This window comes from Pontibacillus sp. ABV4_188 (assembly GCF_056311905.1).
The window spans coordinates 3,669,315-3,685,572 of sequence record NZ_CM149975.1 but is presented as its reverse complement, the minus strand read 5'-3'; the positions used below and the strand labels follow the sequence as shown (position 1 = coordinate 3,685,572).

18 protein-coding genes and 1 riboswitch are annotated in these 16,258 nt (G+C 40.3%); of the genes, 15 read left to right on the top strand and 3 right to left on the bottom strand.

Annotated elements, in window-relative coordinates; all coding sequences use genetic code 11:
- From ACYX4O_RS18580 to katG, 4 genes are all read left to right on the top strand, one after another.
- A complete protein-coding gene (locus tag ACYX4O_RS18580; protein ID WP_476353037.1) occupies positions 1–267 on the top strand; it encodes a hypothetical protein in 267 nt (88 codons plus the stop codon).
- Between the two features lie 199 nt (positions 268–466).
- Positions 467–1,867, top strand: a complete 1,401-nt coding sequence (locus ACYX4O_RS18575; protein WP_476353035.1) for a CAP domain-containing protein — start codon at positions 467–469, stop codon at positions 1,865–1,867.
- A 182-nt stretch (positions 1,868–2,049) separates the two neighbouring features.
- Positions 2,050–3,477, top strand: coding sequence for a trypsin-like peptidase domain-containing protein (locus ACYX4O_RS18570; RefSeq protein WP_476353033.1), 1,428 nt, complete (start codon positions 2,050–2,052; stop codon positions 3,475–3,477).
- A gap of 363 nt (positions 3,478–3,840) precedes the next feature.
- Positions 3,841–6,057, top strand: a complete 2,217-nt coding sequence (katG, locus tag ACYX4O_RS18565; RefSeq protein ID WP_476353031.1) for a catalase/peroxidase HPI — start codon at positions 3,841–3,843, stop codon at positions 6,055–6,057.
- A gap of 136 nt (positions 6,058–6,193) precedes the next feature.
- Here katG and ACYX4O_RS18560 read toward each other — a convergent pair whose 3' ends face one another.
- Positions 6,194–6,679 carry a competence protein ComK gene (locus ACYX4O_RS18560; RefSeq protein ID WP_476353029.1) on the bottom strand — a complete coding sequence of 162 codons (486 nt, stop codon included), beginning with the start codon at positions 6,677–6,679 and terminating at the stop codon, positions 6,194–6,196.
- Between the two features lie 448 nt (positions 6,680–7,127).
- Here ACYX4O_RS18560 and ACYX4O_RS18555 point away from each other — a divergent pair, with 448 nt between their 5' ends.
- The 7 genes from ACYX4O_RS18555 (at position 7,128) to ACYX4O_RS18525 (ending at position 10,381) form a co-directional block, all read left to right on the top strand.
- Positions 7,128–7,646, top strand: coding sequence for a sigma-70 family RNA polymerase sigma factor (locus ACYX4O_RS18555; protein ID WP_476353027.1), 519 nt, complete (start codon positions 7,128–7,130; stop codon positions 7,644–7,646).
- Between the two features lie 236 nt (positions 7,647–7,882).
- Positions 7,883–8,107, top strand: a complete 225-nt coding sequence (locus ACYX4O_RS18550) for a Wzz/FepE/Etk N-terminal domain-containing protein (RefSeq protein ID WP_476353025.1) — start codon at positions 7,883–7,885, stop codon at positions 8,105–8,107.
- A 17-nt stretch (positions 8,108–8,124) separates the two neighbouring features.
- Positions 8,125–8,271, top strand: a complete 147-nt coding sequence (locus ACYX4O_RS18545) for a hypothetical protein (protein ID WP_476353023.1) — start codon at positions 8,125–8,127, stop codon at positions 8,269–8,271.
- 118 nt (positions 8,272–8,389) lie between these two features.
- On the top strand, positions 8,390–8,539 hold the full coding sequence (locus tag ACYX4O_RS18540; protein WP_476353021.1) for a hypothetical protein: 150 nt from the start codon (positions 8,390–8,392) through the stop codon (positions 8,537–8,539).
- A gap of 176 nt (positions 8,540–8,715) precedes the next feature.
- On the top strand, positions 8,716–9,387 hold the full coding sequence (locus ACYX4O_RS18535) for a tyrosine-protein phosphatase (protein ID WP_476353019.1): 672 nt from the start codon (positions 8,716–8,718) through the stop codon (positions 9,385–9,387).
- A 506-nt stretch (positions 9,388–9,893) separates the two neighbouring features.
- Positions 9,894–10,115, top strand: a complete 222-nt coding sequence (locus ACYX4O_RS18530) for a hypothetical protein (protein ID WP_476353017.1) — start codon at positions 9,894–9,896, stop codon at positions 10,113–10,115.
- Positions 10,116–10,135: 20 nt separating this feature from the next.
- Positions 10,136–10,381 carry a hypothetical protein gene (locus ACYX4O_RS18525; RefSeq protein WP_476353015.1) on the top strand — a complete coding sequence of 82 codons (246 nt, stop codon included), beginning with the start codon at positions 10,136–10,138 and terminating at the stop codon, positions 10,379–10,381.
- 552 nt (positions 10,382–10,933) lie between these two features.
- Here ACYX4O_RS18525 and ACYX4O_RS18520 read toward each other — a convergent pair.
- Both ACYX4O_RS18520 and ACYX4O_RS18515 read right to left on the bottom strand, forming a co-directional pair.
- Positions 10,934–11,569 carry a SipW-dependent-type signal peptide-containing protein gene (locus ACYX4O_RS18520; RefSeq protein WP_476353013.1) on the bottom strand — a complete coding sequence of 212 codons (636 nt, stop codon included), beginning with the start codon at positions 11,567–11,569 and terminating at the stop codon, positions 10,934–10,936.
- Between the two features lie 204 nt (positions 11,570–11,773).
- The gene (locus tag ACYX4O_RS18515) at positions 11,774–12,463 is read right to left on the bottom strand and encodes a SipW-dependent-type signal peptide-containing protein (RefSeq protein ID WP_476353011.1); all 690 of its coding nucleotides are present in this window, start codon (positions 12,461–12,463) and stop codon (positions 11,774–11,776) included.
- Positions 12,464–12,817: 354 nt separating this feature from the next.
- Positions 12,818–12,901, top strand: a riboswitch (cyclic di-GMP riboswitch).
- Between the two features lie 66 nt (positions 12,902–12,967).
- On the opposite strand from ACYX4O_RS18515, the gene ACYX4O_RS18510 reads away from it, so the two are divergent.
- Genes ACYX4O_RS18510 through ACYX4O_RS18495 form a run of 4 tightly spaced genes read left to right on the top strand, consistent with a single transcriptional unit; the run spans position 12,968 to position 16,252 of the window.
- Complete coding sequence (locus ACYX4O_RS18510; RefSeq protein ID WP_476353009.1) at positions 12,968–14,659, top strand: sensor histidine kinase; 1,692 nt, start codon at positions 12,968–12,970, stop codon at positions 14,657–14,659.
- Positions 14,640–15,293: a response regulator gene (locus ACYX4O_RS18505; protein ID WP_476353008.1), complete on the top strand. Its 654-nt coding sequence runs from the start codon at positions 14,640–14,642 to the stop codon at positions 15,291–15,293. Before ACYX4O_RS18510 ends, ACYX4O_RS18505 begins: the two co-directional genes overlap by 20 nt.
- Before the next feature lie 28 nt (positions 15,294–15,321).
- Complete coding sequence (locus ACYX4O_RS18500) at positions 15,322–15,738, top strand: hypothetical protein (protein ID WP_476353006.1); 417 nt, start codon at positions 15,322–15,324, stop codon at positions 15,736–15,738.
- A 22-nt stretch (positions 15,739–15,760) separates the two neighbouring features.
- Entirely contained in the window at positions 15,761–16,252 is a 492-nt protein-coding gene (locus ACYX4O_RS18495) for a hypothetical protein (protein ID WP_476353004.1), read from the top strand.
- The last annotated feature ends 6 nt before the right edge of the window (positions 16,253–16,258 follow it).

Sequence of the window (16,258 nt, the reverse complement as noted above, 5' to 3'; positions counted from 1 at the left end):
ATGAGTAATTTAGTAAAAAATCATAACTATTTAATTAAAAATGTCGGTGGATTAGCTCACGCTCTTAAAATAGAAGCAGAATCCACAGAATTTGGCCCAGGTCATGAAGACTTATACTTAAGTCTGAACGTTGGAGACCAAGAAAAATTATTTCCTTTCAATTATAAAGAAGACAAGAATGATTACCGAGTACTACAAATACCGTTTACGTTCTCTGAAGAGGACATTGAGAACGGTGAAGTAATCCAAGTAAAAGTGGAAGACTAATCACAAAGGTGACTCATCGATTAAACGATAGGGTCACTTTTTTTATAGCATTCCAGTCATTGAAGCTGAGTGGGGGCCTTTCTTTACATGAAGAGACGTTAAAGAAATATGACATTTAAACTCCAGGTAATCCCCCCCGATATAATACATGTAAGCAAGTTGAGCGTTTCTAGCTAATATCATTATTGGAGGAAATTCAATGAAAAAAATGAAGTATAGTCTATCTACATTAGTATTTATGGTTTTATTACTCGTTGTCTCAAGTACTAGTCTTGCCTCTACTAGTTTTAAAGAATTTGATTCTGTAACGGATGTTCCCCCTGATAAAGATTGGACGATAGAGTTTAATACTGAAATGGATAGATCAATCCTTAACATGATCAGGGTTGAGAATTCAAAAGATAATGCAGTTGACGTTGCTGTTTCATTGAGCGAAGGCAAGAAGAGAGTTATTGTTGAAGCTCCAAGTGAAGGGTATACGAATGGGGAAACATATACATTAATAATCAGTAGCGATGTTGCATCAGCAGGTAATAAAAGTTTACAAGAAGAAGTTCGCATGGATTTCAAGATAAAACAACATCCAGAAATGAACAACACTAAAGAAGAAGTTGTGGCTAAATGGAACGCGTATAAGCCTCAATTCCAAGGTGACCCATTTGCCGTAGCTCCCAGTATATCTTCCCCTTACGCGATGGGAGAAATAAAAGATGGATTCTTAGAAGACGGTGTTCGGATGTCTAATTTCGTTAGGTATCTGGCTGGCTTGCCTGATGATTTAGAACTTAGTCCATCTTTGAATGAACAAGCCCAATATGGTTCAGTTGTCACTGCAGCAAATGGTTATTTAAGTCATCACCCACCAAAGCCAGGTGGGATGAGTGATGAATTCTTTGATATTGGATATACATCGACATCAACCAGTAATCTGAGTCAGCAATACACTAGGGAAGACTATACTTCTTCCTATGAAGTAGAAGATACGATTCAAATGGGTACATTGGAAGGGTCAGTCTACAGTTATATGATGGATGAAGGCGCATCTAACATTGACGCAGTTGGCCATCGCCGCTGGATATTGAACCCTCCGCTTAAGAAGATAGGATTTGGGTTTGCACTCAACAAAGACATGAATGATTATTATTACTACACTTATTCAGCGATGCAGATTTTTGATAAAAGTAGGGTAGAGAAAGTCGAGTATGATTACATTGGCTGGCCAGGAGATAATCAATACTTCCCTAATGAGTTCTTTAAAAGTGATGTTCCTTGGTCGGTATCTCTAAATCCCGCAAACTATCAACCTCCGAATATGGATGAAATAGAAGTCCAATTAAAGAGAATATCAGACGGGAAATCTTGGACGCTAGATGAGAGTGATAGCGAGCTTAACACAAGTGAACGTAACGTGCTTGGAGAATACTTCAATGTAAACAATCAATATATGGGAGTTCCTTATTGTATTATATTCAGGCCTGACCCAGAAGAGATAACGGAGTATGAGGGCTTGTATGAAGTGAAGATAGAAGGGTTAAAAGATCATAACGGGAATGATCAATCTCTTAAATATACCGTAAACTTCTTTGACATGCTGCAATAACTCGTGATGGAAGATCGCCTTTATGAATGTAAAGGTGATCTTTTATATGGATGAACTGAATTGAATCAACTGCGCTGCTTAAGGAACTATCAAATAATCGTAGAACCCACACTAGAGGTCAAATATTTAGCAGTATATGGTATATTGGTAGTGTTATGAAAATACTTCAAAGGGGTGCTTGTTTGCTAAAAAAATTATATCTCATCTCTATCTTCTCCTTTATTCTTCTGTTGTTCATAGGGATTGAACCTGTGAGTGCGGAGGAATGGTCGCAAGATAATGTGAGAACGGATAATGTCTGGACTGTTGCCTTCAACACAGAAATGGACCCGGAATCAATTAATGAGAGAACGATCTACATAACCGATTCAACGGGGGCGAAATTAACAAATGTAGACGTAACGCTCGATTATTCGCTTAGAAAAGTGAAAGTAGACTATAAAGACTATTATACATATGGAGAATCTTACAACCTCGTGGTTACGGATGAAGTACGTTCTGAGGCGGGAAAGGGAGCCGCGACTTCATCGAACATGTCATTTGTGGTGGAAGAGAATCCAAATAAATCCGCGGCAGATATTATAGCAGAGGTCGACGAGAAAGTCGTTACCGTTGAGGTGAAGACTTCTGAATACACAAGTCAGGGTAGTGGTGTCGTTGTAGGCGACGGGCTAATCTTGACGAATCAACATGTTATTAACGAGATCCAACAAGGTACCGTTACGTTCACGGATGGAACGATTCTTGATATTGCTGGCATTGTAGAGATGGACGTAGAAAAGGATTTAGCTCTTATTAAAACGACAGAACCGTTTGAACAGTCTCCTGTTCGAATCGGTACAGTTGATTCCTTATCAAAAGGCGATCCGGTTATAGCGATTGGTAGTCCTAAGGGATTGTCCAATTCTGCATCTCAAGGGAATGTAAGTGCATTCCGTGAAGAGAATGGGGTAAAACGTATTCAAATCGATGCAGAAATCGATCATGGTAGTTCTGGTGGAGGGCTCTTTGATGACCAAGCCAATCTTGTAGGGATCACATCAAGTGGAATAGATTCCAATGCGGCTTTAAATTTCGCAGTTGCCATTGATGAAGCCATGGTATGGGAAGATTACTTATCCATGGACTATTCCTCTATTCCGATTAACTACCCACTCTCCTATGCAAACGAGCCCACACCTAGTGATAACATCTTCTCTTACGGCGATGTATCTATAGGGATGACAAGGCAAGAAGTACTCGACGCAGAGGATGCGGTTTTGTCGGGGGAAACGGCAAACCAACTAATCTATACGAATAATGGTTTTTATGGATATGCTGCAACGGTAATCTACCAATTTGAAAATGACCTATTGCATAATATATACATTTATTTAAATGATGTTACATCCTATAGCTTTGAGGAGTTAGAAGTTCTCTTTGATGAGCTCTATGCCAACATGGAACGAGATATTGGCGCTGCGGATGAATATGATCTAGATTGGAATAATGATCCGGTCGATTACCGATTGAGCGCATTTTGGTGGCAAGATCCGGAGCTTATGTTGAGTGTAGTGGTAGATGAAGCTGATTCAGAATCTGCTGCTGTAATCTTGATTGAAAAGCAATAATTGATAGATGTATTGAACGTGCTCGCTTATCTAGCGGGCACTTTTCTATTGAACGAAAGACTTCAGCTCTATGCCTAATGGGAAGGGAGACAACTATCTCAAAGAGTACGTGGGAATTCTCCGCCCCTCTCTGGCAATCACTTATTCTAAACAATTACCCTCCGCATACCCTATTTATAAAAGAGAGAAGCCTGCGTTCATGACTACATAACACACCTCTATAGTTACCGCCAGAACCCAGGACACCTTCATAAAAATTTCATAATTTCTAAGTCTTCTCGCTTTCAATTCAAACCCTTATTTATTATAATTATAATCTAAGAACGTATTTAATTTTTTCACAAATAGAGAGGAGCATTATTTATGGACAAGAATGAGATGCAACATAGCCAGGCGGAAGGGTGCCCGGTTACGGGAGCGGGGCGAGTTAAGCAGGAGGAAACGAGTGCGATTACTCCGATTAAGGTTGGTACGAAGAACAAGGATTGGTGGCCGAATCAGCTGAATTTGGATATTCTTCACCAGCACGATCGGAAGCCGAACCCTATGGGAGAAGAATTCGACTACCGTGAAGAGTTCCAGAAGCTTGATTTCAAAGCAGTGAAGGAAGATTTGAAAGAAGTGATGAAGGACAGTCAGGAGTGGTGGCCTGCTGATTATGGACACTATGGACCGCTTTTCATACGCATGTCCTGGCACGCGGCTGGTACATACCGCACCGCGGACGGCCGTGGCGGTGGGTCTACAGGTCAGCAACGCTTCGCACCATTGAACAGCTGGCCGGATAATGGCAACCTAGATAAAGCGCGTCGCCTCCTTTGGCCTGTTAAACAAAAATACGGCAATAAACTATCCTGGGCAGATTTACTAGTTCTAGCTGGTAACGTTGCGCTTGAAGACATGGGTCTTGAGACAGTTGGATTCGGTGGAGGCCGTGAAGATGTTTGGCACCCGGAACACGACATTTACTGGGGAAGTGAAACAGAATGGCTCGGTAACGATCGTTATGAAGAAGGACGCGAGCTTGAGCAGCCGCTTGCTGCTGTCCAGATGGGTCTGATTTATGTAAACCCAGAAGGTCCAGACGGCCATCCTGATCCTCTGGCCAGTGCCAAAGATATTCGTGACACGTTCGGACGTATGGGCATGAACGATGAGGAAACCGTTGCCCTGACAGCTGGTGGTCACACGTTTGGTAAAACCCACGGTGCAGGGGACCCTGTCGCTCACGTCGGTGCCTCACCGGAAGCTGCCGACATCGAAGAACAAGGTTTTGGTTGGAACAGTACGCACGGAAGCGGAAAAGGCCGCGATGCGATTACTAGTGGAATCCACGGAGCGTGGACACCTACACCGACGAAGTGGGACATGAGCTACTTTGACCTTTTATTTGGCTACGAGTGGGAGCTGACGAAGAGTCCAGCTGGCGCTTATCAGTGGAAAGCCATCGATATGCAAGAAGAGCACTTGGTGCCAGACCCTGAAGACCCTTCTATGAAAGAAGAGCCGATGATGATGACAGCTGACTTAGCGCTACGTGAAGATCCGGTTTATGAAGAGATTTCTCGTCGCTTCCACCAGCGTCCTGGAGAATTTGCCGACGCGTTCGCTAAGGCTTGGTTCAAACTGCTTCACCGCGACATGGGTCCAAAATCTCGCTATCTAGGACCAGAAGTACCGAAAGAAGACTTTATCTGGCAGGATCCGATTCCAGCCGTTGATTATAAGCTTATAGATTCCGAGATTGAAGACTTAAAAGCTCAAATTCTCGACTCTGAACTAACCGTAAGCGAACTTGTTAAAACCGCCTGGGCTGCAGCGAGCACGTACCGCCAGTCTGATAAACGTGGCGGTGCAAACGGCGGGCGTATCCGTCTGTCTCCGCAACGTAACTGGGAAGTAAACGAGCCTGAGGAGCTTGAGAAGGTTCTATCAGTCTATGAAAACATTCAATCAACCTTCCATAAAAACGTAAGCCTTGCTGATTTAATCGTGCTCGGTGGCTCAGCAGCGGTTGAGAAAGCCGCACAAAAGGCAGGAGTTGAAGTGAAGGTTCCGTTCACTCAAGGCCGTGGAGATGCGACACAGGAAATGACAGACGCAGAAAGCTTCGAGTTTCTTGAACCAATGGCTGATGGATTCCGTAACTACGAGAAGAAGGAATACACACTAAGCCCAGAAGAAATTCTCGTCGACAAATCTCAGTTACTCGGCCTGACGGCACCTGAGATGACCGTTCTCGTCGGCGGTATGCGCGTGCTCGGGGCCAACTATAGGAATAAGAAGCACGGTGTATTCACGGACAACGTTGGAACACTTTCGAATGACTTCTTCGTGAACCTATTAGACATGGGTATGAAGTGGGAGCCGGTTGATTACAACGAATACGAAGGCCGCGACCGTAAGAGTGGGGAGCTGCTTCACACGGCTTCGCGCGTTGACCTTGTCTTCGGCTCGAATTCCATTCTTCGCTCTTATGCGGAAGTGTATGCGCAAGCTGATAACAAGGAGAAGTTTGTGCGTGACTTCGTAGATGCTTGGGTGAAAGTAATGGACGCCGATCGTTTTGATGTGAAATAAAGTGTAATTACGAATAAGGAAGGTGCTCGCTAGAGTCTAGCGAGCACCTTTTTCTATAGAATAAAAGCCAGGAAACAGCAGGCTTCCTGACTCGGAGGAAGGGGGATGAAACGGGGAGGCTGACCTTAATACGTCGCTATTGCTCGGCCATGGCCATCTTGTATTTAAAGTAAATCTCACACGTACGCTGGAATTGTTTGTTTAATACATAATAAGAAATCGGGAACTCCATGCGAACCTGATTCCGGAAAATGATGTACGAACGATTCTTGTCCCCGCCCTTTTTCCAAACGTGACGCGGAAAGATCCAAAAGCATCCGAATTGCTCTGGTGATATGGTTGGAAAACCGAAAAGGTCCAACTCGGGTTGGATCGCAAGTGGTGACTTTTTGTGAAAATCCAACTGAAACCTCATCGCCCTCCGAATCCCCTCTGGTGCACTTGACCAGTGCAGACAAGACGATTCAATGATTTTGGACGTTGTTTCCTTAGAATAGATTTCTCCAGCATAGCGATCGATAATTGTTGCTTGGTACCATTCGTGATGGTAAGGTGCGAGCACCATTGTCGATGGAGTCACGATGTCTTTCTCCAGTGTAAGAATCTCGTTATTTTTATTCATTTTTTTGTTTCCCCCAAATTTTAAATTCTATAAGCCTATTCATTACACGGTGTCTTATAAAAATGGACACCGATCCTCCTCCCGTCATTCATTGGTCACTCACATCTGTGTTCGCCAGAGGTCCATTACTAGAGAGATTCTGAAGGCCTTTCATCATGGGGATTAGAAAACTCACCTCAACATTACCTATATTATAGTTATATAATTCCAAATATTTCAACTATAAATGTCAAAATACCTATAAAAATTACAATTTTCATACATAATTTTTGGATTTATACAGAAACAGAAAGGATGATTGTCCACTTTTGACGTTTCAGGGGGGAAACGTAACGTTTGGGCGTCAGAACGTTACGTATGTCGACGTGATGAGAAATGATTCTCGTTATATGATGCTCTTACCGGCGGAATACAAGGAAAAAGCGCGCTTTTTGGAAACGAGGAAAGAGTGGCTAGACAAGATTTAGAATTTGAGGGGATGATGGATCAGTTCACACCGATGATTCATCACATTATTCATAAACTACGCATTCGTGATTCTTACGGGGAGTTTTACCAGGAGGGAGTACTCGCTCTGTGGGAAGCGGTGCAATCGTTTCAAGAAGACAAAGGGAAGTTGTCGTCCTATGTGTATTTTATCGTACGGAACCGACTCATCTCTAAGATGCGTAAGGACAACCGCGTCCAAGAGAAAGATGAGCAGTGTGCTCTCCTTTTAGAAGAAGAAGCGGTGTATTATGATCAACTCTTGTTTAATCTCATTGATCCTTATGTATATAAAGAAATTAGCCGCGTCTTAACAGGTAACCAGCTGAAATGGTTCGATGGCTTCATACTGCGTGAGCAATCCCTGCAAGAAATCGCGGAAAGGGAGAATACAACGCTGAATGCCGTCAAGAACTGGGGGAGGCTTGCTAAGGAGAAGTTGAAGAGGGATGAAAGAGTATTGGAGTATATAGAGAAATAGGTTAGCACGAGCGCTCTTTTATAGAAAGAGCGCTTTTTACGATTTAGTCGGGATTATAAATACTAATATTAGACAATTGATAAGGGTTTTTGTGAATTTATGAGATTTAATGCATGTAAAAATGCAAATATAGGATAATATTAACTTTAAATGAATTATTCAGTAAAATATTGTTGGATTATGCTATAATGACTCCATATAGTAGGAGACATATATCTATCAAGCGGGATTTACGGATGGAAGAAACGAATTCTCTCATGGAAATCTTTGACGTGTTAAAGAAGCAATTGTGGCTCATTGTTTCACTTATTGTGATTGCAACAGGAATTAGCGCAGTAGTTAGTTATTTTGTCCTGACACCAGTGTATGAAGCGAATGCGCGATTTGCGGTGAGTGAGAAGTCTGCTGAACCGGACGAGTTTAACTACAATACAATACAATTCAAACGAATGTTGGTATAATTGCTACTTTTAATGACATGTTGAAACATCCGTACATATTGAATTATGTAATTGATGAACTTGATCTGAATCTAACCACTGGCCAGTTAACGAACAAGATTTCCCTTTCGTCTGGTTCAGACTCCCAGGTCGAAAAGGTAACCGTAACGGACCTCAAGCGATGACAAATATAATAGAGTAAGCAAAAGCACACTATGAAATGGTCATATTCGATACCCCTCCCGTACTCGCAGTCACCGATCCCAAATCCTAGTCCATGCGTGTGACGGAGTTCTGCTTGTTGTGCGCGGTAAACGAATGCAGCATGAAGCAGCTCAAAAGGCAAAAGAACTATCAATCAATGCACAAGCGAAAGTACTCGGTGTCGTGCTGAATGGGAAGAACATAAAAGAAAAGCAGTTATTATTACTATCGCGTGTCCAATTGCCCTAGTTCGAATATGAACCCTTAATAAAGAGATGATTTTTTATAATATGAATAGTTAATTAGGGTAATTACCAACACTCGATATCATTTGCTGTTCTCAATATCCTAGGAGGTTACTATAATAAAATGAAAAGAAAATATTTCCTTATTGGTAAATAGATAAATTCACAGAAGGGTGGAGGATGAGTCTTTTGATCGATATTCATTGTCACATATTACCTGGTCTCGATGATGGTCCTGAAACGATGGACGATAGCATTGAGATGGTGCGTGCTGCATATAGAGATAGTATTCGGACCATCGTAGCAACACCTCATGACCAGAATGGGGCTTTCGAGAACAGTGGGGAGGACATACTTAATTCCGTCCGCGCCTTAAACGAGGAATTACAGGACCGAGATATTCCTGTAACGATTCTACCCGGTCAAGAAACGCGGATTCATGGCGATATGGTGGAAGACATTACGAAGGGACGGTTCTTACCTCTTAATGAGGCGAGCGGTTACGTCTTTGTTGAGCTTCCATCTAATCATGTTCCCCGTTATACAAGTCAGCTATTGTTTGATCTTCAGGTAGTCGGATACAAGCCGATTATCGTTCATCCCGAGCGAAACCGTGAACTCTTCCAGCATCCTGATCAGGTATACAAATTCGTGAAGAACGGTGCGTTTACACAAGTGACGGCTGGTAGTTTGGCTGGCAAATTCGGCAAAAAGATAGCCAAGTTCTCGGAACAAATGATCAAAGCGAACTTAACGCACTTCATCGCTTCTGATGCACATAATACTACAACGCGAAGTTTCTATATGAAGAAAGCGTACGACGTCATCGATGGACATGCCAGAACGGATTAAGCAAAAGAAATTGTTAGGAATTTTCCAGAAATGATAACAACATGATATAGTATTTGGGGCAATATCTCCTAGCGATTATCATTTGAGGCACTTGACCCTGGTGCTGGGGGTGAAGCAAACCCTTAACACCTTTGACACCCTTTGTCACTAGTGGGGTGTGAGGTGTAAGTTTACGGGGAAAGACCTCGTCCTGCATGACAACGAACCTGTTCCCTTTTTTTCTAGTTATTAGTATAGTAATGTAATTGAGTAGGATGAAGACGGGTCTCGTACTTCATATTTAGAGGTTTTTTTGAAAGAAGCGCTAGAACCGTCCAGGACCAGTGAAGAAGTCAAATACCTATAAAAAAGAAGCAAGTCACCTACTGTATCTAGTTGATTTGCTTCTTTTACTGCCTATACTTAGATGGAAGCGTGCTAAGCTTAAATAAATTAAGTACTTTTTTACTGGTCGTGAACCGCCTCGGCGCTTCACGAAGGCAATAGCTTCTGGGGAGAACAATACGATGCAATTTAAGGAAGGTGGTACCGTTCTGATAAGTGATGGTGGTATTGGGATAATGCAAATAACTAATCATGACCTCGAGGGGGTAGATAAAAAGCGATTAGCTCCTGATGCAGAGCACAACATTCGAATAGGCGCTTATATTTTAAATATAAATGGAAACAACTTCCTTATAAAATTAAATTACGCACTATTAATGGTGCTAGTAACCGCCGCATACTAGAGCAATGGTATTTTGCCATTATGGCTTATAATGGGTATTCCAATGATAATAACCCAGATAGAGAATATGAAAAAGGGAAAAAAACCTATCAAGAAAAGGTTTACGACAATATAAAAAAATATAGTAGAGTGTCGATAGCCGAGACGCCTGAAGAATTTGCTTCCGAAACTGAAGGTGGTTTTAAATCGAAAAAAGGAGAGTATGAGTGGCCTGAAGCAGATTCAGTTCTACTCAAATGTTCCAGCCTGGAGATCAAGTTTATGTAATGAATGGTGATCATTTGAGTGAGAACAATGACTATGGAATTTAAGAACCAATAAATTGTTTGGGAGTAGTCCTGTGGAACTTGTTCCGTATTACTCAGAACTAGGAAGTTGTAAGTAGACCTGATTACCCAACAGAGCGCATCTATAGACGTTTCGTAGCTTATGAAGTAAGTGAAAAGTGATCATTACAATGGATACATAGCCTCATCGAACCTACGCAGTACGGATTATATGGAAAAGAATTTTGATCCAAAGGATGACAAGATGACGGAAAAGGTGTAAGTCTAGATTTATCGTTATCCGCTAGCCAAAACATAATTACCGCAAAGCGTTAAAGTCTACTGAAGGAGATGTTTTGAAGAAGAATATATTCAAGAAATTTAAAACAGTAACTTAAAAGAGAAGCACAGGTGGATGCTTGTGCTACATTTTCTTTTTTATTAAAGGTTGGGCTGGAAACCTTGCGATGGAAGGAAGATCTCATTTCTAGGGTGAGTGACTTTGTCTTTCCAATGCATGAAAAAAGGCAGGTTACCCACCTGCCTTTTACTATTATTGTGCGTTATGCTGTTTAAAAGTAGCTCCAATTTGGAAAGTGAATGTTTTGTCTTCTAAATCATCAGCTTCTACTGTACTAGGATCCATAGTAAACTCTAAGTCTGACAATACAACAGAGTCACCAGGTTCTAATTGATAATCACCTGCATAGTTTTCAATTACACTTCCTGCATCGTTAATATTATATTGTCCGCTTGGAATGGTATAACTGTGTTGTGTAGAATTATCCGCCTTAAGTATAGAAATAGTACCGCCTTCTAATAGCATCTTTGAGCGTTGTGCTACTGATAAAGCATTATCAAATGAGAACGTTGAATCGTCAATAACTGCTGGAATCGTACCTGTATTTGTGAAAGCTGTACTTACCTTAACGCTAGCACCTGGATATAGGTTTGATACTGAGAACTCATAGGATTTTCCATCACTACCTGGCGTTTCTTCTACAACCACGTATTCTGTACCGCTCTCTGCACTTGCGATAGAAGTTTTACTATCATCAAAAGCAACATTTAACTCCCCAGTTGAAACCGTGTTATCCACAGTCAATGCATCCGTCCAATAAGCATATCCAGCACCTGTTACCATCATTCCTGCAATAACTGCAGAAGCTACAAATTTAGTACCCTTCAAAACAATCTCTCCCTTAAATGTGATTTGATTATTGCTTACAGTTAATAGATTACTATGATAAGAAAGCTAAAGCGCCATACTTAAGGATAGTCTTGCTTTATACTTTTTTAGAGATAGGTGTACTACTTTTGGGTACCATTTGTTGTTTAGTGCATAAGAAAACCCGCACGATCATAACGATCATCCGGGTTGGGGTGATATCTTTTACTGTGCGTTATGCTGTTCCCAGTTAAATTTGATATCGAACTGAGTGGTAAGGTTTTCTGAATCATTATTAGAGTTATGATCTAGGTAAAAAATGATACAATTTTGCTCATCAGGATTGTAAGCAGGAATTTCAGCAGCTACTTCATCTTTATACTCATCTGGAATATCGAATAGGATATAATCGCCTGGTTCCATTTGTAGATTCTGAAGCATTGTATCTAATTTAGTTTCTAGGTTATTCAAATTACCGATGAAGAACTTTCCGCCCTTATAATTATTGTTTTCATCGAAGTGTACGTAACCACCAGCAGCTTTCATGTCATTAGCTAAGACTCCCGCTGCTTCAGAAAAGTCCACTTCAACGTTTTTAAGCTTAGCTGGAATAGAACCAGTGTTCTCTACCTTAGCTGCATAAAGTCCCATAGCACCAGGGTACATGTTCTCAAAGTTAACAGTTAATTGATCAGCATCTTGTGATATTGTACTATCCATCATATATTTTGTTTCTCCTGTCGTATCTACTGCTAACTGTAAAGGAAGGAAGCCCTCATCAACAAACTCTACATCAAATTCCCCAGTTGAAACCGTATTATCTACCGTTAAAGCATCTGTCCAATACGCATAACCTGCTCCTGTAACCATCATTCCTGCAATAACTGCAGTCGTAATAAACTTTGGTGCTTTCATACAACCATCTCCCCGATTAAGTTTGGTGAATCTAATTGTATTGTAGTGGAGAATGTTTGAAAGCTCGCCATGAATAAGAGTGATTTTCTATACTACTTGTGGTTTCTGAAAAGGAACGATTGGATAAGAAGAATACTACTTTAGTGTAATGGACGATCATTCATTATGATATATAATAGGAATAAATAACCAAACGTTTTAAGTTTTAGTTTGTGGCAAAGACTGACAGATTACCCATGTATCCAACATCAAATAATGTCGAGGTCTAGCGATTATCCATGAGAGTTGAGATATAAGGTTGGGAGATGTCTAGTTTTTGTGGTTTACAGAATTACCCACATAGTATTACTTTAGATATAGACGAAAGGTAATGAAGTGTATTCTTATTTTGGGCACTTTGGATACACGGAGCCAGTAGTGCAACCGGTTCGGCTTTCATTGGGAAGGCTTTTTTGTTTGTTATAACGATTGTCTTCCCCAATCCTTTTGAAAGGTGCGTACATAATGTTAGCCTTAGTTGGTTTACCCATTCGGTTTGATATGAATTATAATAATGTCTTACATGTCTATCGTTTCATGTCTATCTTTATCTCTTTTATATTTTACCTCTTAATGGATAATTACCTATCTATAATAAATATGATACTTGTCCTTTTGCTGATTTTATCCTCTTCGCTCTTAATTGTTTGGCTCTATGAAAGAGCTAAGGATGTCCCTTGGAAGTTAAATACGCTTTTGATCATTGAAACTGTTGGGATTACCTTACTCTTACTACCGAGCGGAGGGTTGAATGGGATTTTTGTGTGGTATGCATTAAACCCTGTATTGCTGGCAGCTCATATTTTGCCTCTTTTGTACTGTTGGCTTTATTTATCTTTCTATCTACTTTTCCTTTATTACTTTTCTGCTCAAGGAACTTTAAGTCTGAGTTCTGCTCTGTTGTATGGTTTAGCCTATATATTGATAACATTAGCTGTGCAGTTATTTTCAGTAGTGCTTAAGGAGCTTAAGTGGAAAAATAACAAACTTGATCAACAGTCTAACCACTTGTCAGACATGAATAAGAAGCTTAATGTCGCGAATCAAAAGGCGCAGCAGGGAATGGATCATATCATGGATCTTTATAAGATCTTAGAAGGCATAAATAGTCATGAGTCGTACAATGTCATAATTCAGAATTTTCTGTCTTATGCACGTAGGTTAACAGATTGTACTTTTGCTTTCTATTTGAATGAAAGAGTTAGCCGAGAGGGCGGTTCCCAAGCTCTTTATACAAATCCTCTCCAATACTCAGGAACAGCGGACTTAGGTAGGTACTTGATTCGTGCATCCAACTTGTATAGTGGATCACCCAAGCTTGTGACATTTAATTCTAAAAAACTGGTGATTGTAGGGGTTACCACTTCGTTTCAGAGATACGGGATTCTAGGAGTGGAAATCGAGGATGCGAATAAGGAAGAACTTGAGTTTATTAATAAACAACTTAGCTTTCTTGGAAAACTGTGTGCCATTACATATGAAAGGATTTCATATGAAGAGGTAAACTCTCAACTTCTCCTTCTGGAAGAACAAAATCGCATTGCGAACGAAATACACGATAGCGTTTCTCAACGATTGTTTAGCATAAATTATGCCATGCATGCTATAAACCAGGGACAGATTGATGAAGAAATTAGAGACAAGTTGTTGATGGTTGAAGAATTCTCAAGAGAAGCCGCTACCGAATTAAGAAAATGTATTTATAAATTGAGCTCAACTAAACAAACAGAAATGGCGTTCGGTAGTAAGCTTATATATTATCTGGATCATGTAGCCGAACTCAATGATATAACGATTCGAAAAAGTATATGTCCTAGTCTGGAGGATTTATCAATGGATACAAAAAGAGTCATCTACCGTATTGTTGTTGAATCAATTGGAAATGCCATACGTCACGGGAAGGCAACTGTTATCGAAGTGAACGTAAATAAATTGGAGAATAAGGTTCATTTGTTTATAGAAGATAATGGAACTGGTTTTGATGTGGAGCATGTTTATAGAAAAGGGGGAGGTTTAGGGATAAAGAATGTTCGCGAGCTTGCTAATCAGTATAATGGCAAACATTCTATTGTAAGTCATGTAGATGTAGGGACCAAAGTTAAAGTCACTTTAAACGTGAAGAGGAGTGGGGATATCAATGAAGTTGTTAGTAATTGATGATCATCCGTTAGTTCGGGAAGGACTTGTTTCATTGTTTAAGTTAGAGAACGAAGGTTCAATTATTTTCGAAGCCAATGATAAAAATACAGGCTTAGCTAGTATCAAGAATGAAAAGCCTGACATTGTATTAGTTGATTTACGTCTTGGGTTGGATTCTGGGTTTCATCTTATTGAAGAGGCGAAAGAATTAAAGGGTTTAAAAACACGTTTTATCATACTGACTTCATCTGCTAGATCAGAAGACTTTATAAAAGCTAAAGAGTTAGGAGCTTCTGGTTACATACTGAAAGAAGCTATGCCAGAGGAGTTGGTGCATGGGGTGAATGTAGTAAGTAACGGGAGAAAATATTACGATCCGGGAGTATTGGAACTGCTTTTAGAAGAAGAATCATGTGAATTAGATGAGCTTAATCAGTTAACGAATAAAGAATTAGAAGTATTAAGAGCTATTGGGATGGGTTACTCAAACCGAGAGATATCATCTCATTTGTTTATAACGGAAAATACAGTCAAGAAACACGTGAGTCAGATATTAGATAAATTAGATTTGCCTGACCGAACGCGAGCTGCTCTTTACGCTAACGCAAAAGGGATAGCTTGCTATATCTTACCTGATCGGAGTTTAGCTTAACAACTATAACGAGAAAGTAGTGGTTGGTATGAAGCGCAGAAGACACCTTTTTAGGGGCAACGTACTTTGGATATGGTGCTCTGCTATTTTCTTCTTATGTGGCGCAGGTATAAGCTATGCGCATTTCCAGAATCAAATAACTATATCAGCTCACCTTGGCACAGGTGAATTGAGTCTAGTTTACCTAAATGAGTACAGCGTGCATCCGCAAAAGGGAATCGAAAATACGGAATTTCATGTTACGAATGATCGTTTATATTTTAAAGCTGATATGGAGGAAGGGTATAAAGGCAGCTTAACGTATAAAGTTAAAAACACCGGCACGCTCCCTGTAGAAATAGAAGACGAGATCATAAAACCACAAGAATCAAAAGAACTTATGGTTAAAATCCATCCATCATTTCGATCAAAAGTACTTTCATATAAGCAATGGGAAAATCCATGATGGAGAGAGGAGAAGGTTTTCATTGAAGAAGAATGTAATGCTTTTAATAGGGAGTATCTTTTGCGGAGTTGCACTATTTTCTAATAGCTATGGACTGTGGGAAAAAAGCTTAACTATTGAAAGTCAAATAAACATTATCTCTGAATCTGAGGAAGAAAAAGCAGAAGAACATACTGAAAAAGATAAAAAAGAAGATCCGCAGGAACAAAACAATAGTGGAGACCAAGAAAAAGGGAAAAATCAAGAAAAGCCAAAAGAAGATGAACGAGAGGAAGACAATGAAAAAATAAAGGAGCAAAAGACAGAACAAGATAAAGAGCAAGTAGAGGATCACTCAAAGAAAGAAGTAACCACTTCTGTTGAAGAAGGAAATGCAAGCGAGTCTTCTAAGACACTAAGCCAAGAAACTGGGGAGTCGAGTAATTTAAGTGAAAATGACAAAAAAAAAGATAAACGTGAAGTAAAAGAAAAGATAGATTCTGAGTTAACGAAATCAGAAGATGAAGAGAAATAGAGGGGG

What these genes read in the sequence shown, in the direction of transcription:
- ACYX4O_RS18500 (WP_476353006.1), top strand. Translation starts at nt 15,322, where the DNA reads ATGAAGCGCAGAAGACACCTTTTTAGGGGCAACGTACTTTGGATATGG.
- ACYX4O_RS18550 (WP_476353025.1), top strand. Translation starts at nt 7,883, where the DNA reads ATGGAAGAAACGAATTCTCTCATGGAAATCTTTGACGTGTTAAAGAAG.
- ACYX4O_RS18560 (WP_476353029.1), bottom strand. Translation starts at nt 6,679, where the DNA reads ATGAATAAAAATAACGAGATTCTTACACTGGAGAAAGACATCGTGACT.
- ACYX4O_RS18505 (WP_476353008.1), top strand. Translation starts at nt 14,640, where the DNA reads ATGAAGTTGTTAGTAATTGATGATCATCCGTTAGTTCGGGAAGGACTT.
- katG (WP_476353031.1), top strand. Translation starts at nt 3,841, where the DNA reads ATGGACAAGAATGAGATGCAACATAGCCAGGCGGAAGGGTGCCCGGTT.
- ACYX4O_RS18530 (WP_476353017.1), top strand. Translation starts at nt 9,894, where the DNA reads ATGCAATTTAAGGAAGGTGGTACCGTTCTGATAAGTGATGGTGGTATT.
- ACYX4O_RS18515 (WP_476353011.1), bottom strand. Translation starts at nt 12,463, where the DNA reads ATGAAAGCACCAAAGTTTATTACGACTGCAGTTATTGCAGGAATGATG.
- ACYX4O_RS18575 (WP_476353035.1), top strand. Translation starts at nt 467, where the DNA reads ATGAAAAAAATGAAGTATAGTCTATCTACATTAGTATTTATGGTTTTA.
- ACYX4O_RS18545 (WP_476353023.1), top strand. Translation starts at nt 8,125, where the DNA reads ATGTTGAAACATCCGTACATATTGAATTATGTAATTGATGAACTTGAT.
- ACYX4O_RS18535 (WP_476353019.1), top strand. Translation starts at nt 8,716, where the DNA reads ATGAGTCTTTTGATCGATATTCATTGTCACATATTACCTGGTCTCGAT.
- ACYX4O_RS18580 (WP_476353037.1), top strand. Translation starts at nt 1, where the DNA reads ATGAGTAATTTAGTAAAAAATCATAACTATTTAATTAAAAATGTCGGT.
- ACYX4O_RS18525 (WP_476353015.1), top strand. Translation starts at nt 10,136, where the DNA reads ATGGCTTATAATGGGTATTCCAATGATAATAACCCAGATAGAGAATAT.
- ACYX4O_RS18510 (WP_476353009.1), top strand. Translation starts at nt 12,968, where the DNA reads ATGTTAGCCTTAGTTGGTTTACCCATTCGGTTTGATATGAATTATAAT.